The following is a 3,920-nucleotide window of genomic DNA, read 5'->3' as shown; positions in this document are numbered from 1 at the left end:
GAAGCCCCCGCCGCCACCGCCGCCGCCAAATCCACCCCCACCGAAACCGCCGCCACCGGAGCCGCCACGGCCGGCGGGAAGGATACCGAGCATCTGGCAGACAAACACCGTCAGGATGAACAACACCACCAGAAAAACGAACAACAACGGATGCCGCGAGACGAAATCGTTTTGCGGATCACCGCTCGACTCGTACACCGTCGACGGCTCGTCCAGCGGATTGCCGCCGAGCACCACCAGCATCGCCGCGACGCCGTCGCTGATGCCCTTGCTGAAATTGCCGGCCTTGAACGCGGGAGTGATCACTTGATGAATGATCACCGAACTCTGTGCATCGGTCAGTCGATCTTCCAGCCCGTAACCGACTTCGATGCGCAGCTTGCGCTCGTCCCGGGCGACGATCAGCAGCGCGCCGTTGTTCTTGTCCTTCTGGCCGATGCCCCAGTGCCGGCCCAATTGCACGCCGTAATCCTCGATGGTGGTGCCCTGCAGATCAGGCACCGTGACCACCACCAGTTGCTCGCCGGTCGCCTGTTCATGGGCCTGCAACTGCTGGCTCAACTGGGCGCGCACCGAGGGCTCGAGCATCTGCGCCTCGTCCACCACTCGCCCGCTCAGCGCCGGGAACGTCAACTCGGCCCGGACGCTGACGGCGAACAGCCACAGCATCAGCACCAGGCCTATCTTCAACACACGCATGAATAACCTCGGGTCAGAACTTCACTTCCGGGGCCTTTTCCGCGCCGGGGGTGGTGGCTTCGAAGGTTTCGCGAATCGGCAGATCGCTGTACATCACGCTGTGCCAGAGGCGCCCGGGAAACGTGCGGATCTCGGTGTTGTATTTCTGCACCGCCAGAATGAAATCGCGCCGCGCCACAGCAATCCGGTTTTCCGTACCTTCGAGCTGCGACTGCAAGGCGAGGAAGTTCTGGTTGGCTTTCAGGTCGGGATAACGCTCGGACACCACCATCAGCCGGCTCAGGGCACCGCTCAACTGATCCTGGGCCTGCTGGAACTGCTTGAGTTTTTCCGGGTTGTCGAGGGTGCTGGCATCGACCTGGATCGACGTCGCCTTGGCCCGCGCCTCGACCACGGCAGTCAGGGTCGCTTCCTCATGCTTGGCGTAGCCTCTGACGGTTTCCACCAGGTTGGGGATCAGGTCGGCACGGCGCTGGTACTGGTTCTGGACCTGGCCCCAAGCGGCTTTCGCCTGTTCGTCGAGGGTCGGGATATTGTTGATGCCACATGCGGTTAACAAAGTGGCAAGCACCAGCAACGTGGCGACCTGCAGACGCGAGCGGTAGGTTGGACTGACATTCATCAAAGTGATGCTCCCTGGCGTATTTCATAAAAAACCGACCGTGAAACCTTCTGCATCGGCGGTTGGGGCATAATCGGCCGCGCCACTGGATTGCAACGGGCCGATGGGCTAAAAAGAGGCCCTGCGCAAACGCTGCCGACGGTCGGCGGGCGTTTTTGGCTCGGTCATTTTGAGCCTGCACCCGAACAACAATAGTCGCTCCCTAACTTTTGGCTGGCCGGCATTGCATTGCCGTTTGGGCCCTCGAGAAAAATATTCATGAAGAAGCTGTGTTTGCTGGGCCTGTTCGTCAGCCTGGCCAGTCATCAAGTATTGGCCGCCACGCCCCCGGTACCTCTGGAAAACAAGGACGCATTCATCAGCAACCTGATGAAGCAAATGACCCTCGATGAAAAGATCGGCCAGTTGCGCCTGATCAGCATCGGCCCGGAAATGCCCCGCGAACTGATCCGCAAAGAGATCGCCGCCGGCAATATCGGCGGTACGTTCAACTCGATCACCCGCCCGGAAAACCGTCCGATGCAGGACGCGGCAATGCGCAGCCGCCTGAAGATTCCGATGTTTTTTGCGTACGACGTGATCCACGGTCATCGTACGATTTTCCCGATTCCGCTGGCCCTGGCCTCGAGCTGGGACATGGGCGCCATCGGCCAGTCCGGGCGTATTGCCGCCAGGGAAGCTGCAGCCGACAGCCTCGACATCACCTTTGCACCGATGGTCGATATCTCCCGTGACCCGCGCTGGGGCCGCAGCTCCGAGGGCTTTGGTGAAGACACCTATCTGACTTCGCGCATCGCCAAAGTGATGGTCAAGGCCTATCAGGGCGATACCCCGAGCGCGGCCGACAGCATCATGGCCAGCGTCAAGCACTTCGCCCTGTATGGCGCGGTCGAGGGCGGTCGTGACTACAACACCGTGGACATGAGCCCGGTGAAGATGTACCAGGACTACCTGCCGCCCTACCGCGCCGCGATTGACGCCGGCGCCGGTGGCGTGATGGTCGCGCTGAACTCGATCAACGGCATCCCGGCCACCGCCAACACCTGGCTGATGAACGACTTGCTGCGCAAGGACTGGGGCTTCAAGGGCCTGGCCGTCAGCGACCACGGCGCGATCTTCGAACTGATCAAGCACGGCGTAGCCGCCGACGGTCGTGAAGCGGCGAAGCTGGCGATCAAGGCCGGCATCGACATGAGCATGAACGACACCCTGTACGGCAAAGAGCTGCCGGGGCTGCTCAAGTCCGGCGAGATCGAACAGAAAGACATCGACAACGCGGTGCGCGAAGTACTCGCCGCCAAGTACGACATGGGCCTGTTCAAGGACCCGTACCTGCGTATCGGCAAGGCCGAGGATGATCCGGCCGACACCTACGCCGAAAGCCGTCTGCACCGCGCCGAAGCGCGTGACGTGGCGCGACGCAGCCTGGTGCTGTTGAAGAACCGGAACGACACCCTGCCGCTGAAGAAAGACGCGAAAGTCATGCTGGTCGGGCCATTGGCCAAGGCGCCGATCGACATGATGGGCAGTTGGGCTGCCGCCGGTCGTCCGGCGCAATCGGTGACCCTGTTCGACGGCATGAGCAATGTCATCGGCGACAAGGCCAACCTGATCTACGCCCGTGGCGCCAACATCACCAGCGACAAGAAGGTCCTCGACTACCTGAACTTCCTCAACTTCGACGCCCCGGAAGTGGTCGATGACCCGCGCCCGGCCAATGTGCTGATCGACGAAGCGGTGAAGGCCGCCAAGGACGCAGACGTGATCGTCGCCGCCGTTGGCGAATCCCGTGGCATGTCCCACGAATCCTCCAGCCGCACCGACCTGAACATCCCGGAAAACCAGCGCGAGTTGATCCGTGCCCTGAAAGCCACCGGCAAACCGCTGGTACTGGTGCTGATGAACGGCCGTCCGCTGACCATTCTCGAAGAGAACCAGTCGGCTGATGCGATTCTGGAAACCTGGTTCAGCGGCACCGAGGGCGGCAACGCCATCGCCGACGTGCTGTTTGGCGACTACAACCCGTCGGGCAAACTGCCGGTGACCTTCCCGCGCTCCGTGGGCCAGATCCCGACCTACTACAACCACCTGAGCATTGGCCGGCCGTTCACGCCGGGCAAACCGGGCAACTACACCTCGCAGTACTTCGATGACACCACGGGCCCGCTGTTCCCGTTCGGTTACGGCTTGAGCTACACCCAATTCGCTCTGAGCGACATGGCGCTGTCGTCAACCACGCTGAACGCCACCGGCAAGCTCGACGCCAGTGTCACCCTGAAAAACACCGGCAAACGTGACGGCGAAACCGTGGTGCAACTGTACATTCAGGACGTCACCGGCTCGATGATTCGCCCGGTGAAAGAACTGAAGAACTTCCAGAAAGTCATGCTCAAGGCCGGCGAACAGAAAGTCGTGCACTTCACCATCACCGAGGATGATCTGAAGTTCTACAACGCCCAGCTCAAGTACGCGGCAGAGCCTGGCAAGTTCAACGTGCAGATCGGCCTGGATTCGCAGGATGTGACGCAGCAGAGCTTTGAGTTGCTGTAACCGTTAAAAGCAAAAGATCGCAGCCTTCGGCAGCTCCTACATTGGGAGG

At 61.1% G+C, this 3,920-nt stretch carries 3 protein-coding genes; 1 reads left to right on the top strand and 2 read right to left on the bottom strand.

From position 1 onward, the window contains the following. Both HT737_RS22420 and HT737_RS22415 read right to left on the bottom strand, forming a co-directional pair. Positions 1-699, bottom strand: a 699-nt coding sequence (locus HT737_RS22420) for a YgcG family protein (RefSeq protein ID WP_182404025.1), incomplete at its 3' end; no start/stop codon positions are given. A gap of 13 nt (positions 700-712) precedes the next feature. After that, the gene (locus HT737_RS22415) at positions 713-1,321 is read right to left on the bottom strand and encodes a LemA family protein (RefSeq protein ID WP_007963199.1); all 609 of its coding nucleotides are present in this window, start codon (positions 1,319-1,321) and stop codon (positions 713-715) included. A gap of 258 nt (positions 1,322-1,579) precedes the next feature. Here HT737_RS22415 and bglX point away from each other — a divergent pair, with 258 nt between their 5' ends. Then, positions 1,580-3,871, top strand: coding sequence for a beta-glucosidase BglX (gene bglX, locus HT737_RS22410; protein ID WP_182404024.1), 2,292 nt, complete (start codon positions 1,580-1,582; stop codon positions 3,869-3,871). Positions 3,872-3,920: the final 49 nt, after the last annotated feature.

Source organism: Pseudomonas sp. MD195_PC81_125 (assembly GCF_014060985.1).
GTDB classification, from domain to species: Bacteria; Pseudomonadota; Gammaproteobacteria; order Pseudomonadales; family Pseudomonadaceae; genus Aquipseudomonas; species Aquipseudomonas parakoreensis.
Note: the sequence above shows the minus strand (reverse complement) of the source record. Positions and strands in the feature narration are given on the sequence as shown.

What these genes read in the sequence shown, in the direction of transcription:
- bglX (WP_182404024.1), top strand. Translation starts at nt 1,580, where the DNA reads ATGAAGAAGCTGTGTTTGCTGGGCCTGTTCGTCAGCCTGGCCAGTCAT.
- HT737_RS22415 (WP_007963199.1), bottom strand. Translation starts at nt 1,321, where the DNA reads ATGAATGTCAGTCCAACCTACCGCTCGCGTCTGCAGGTCGCCACGTTG.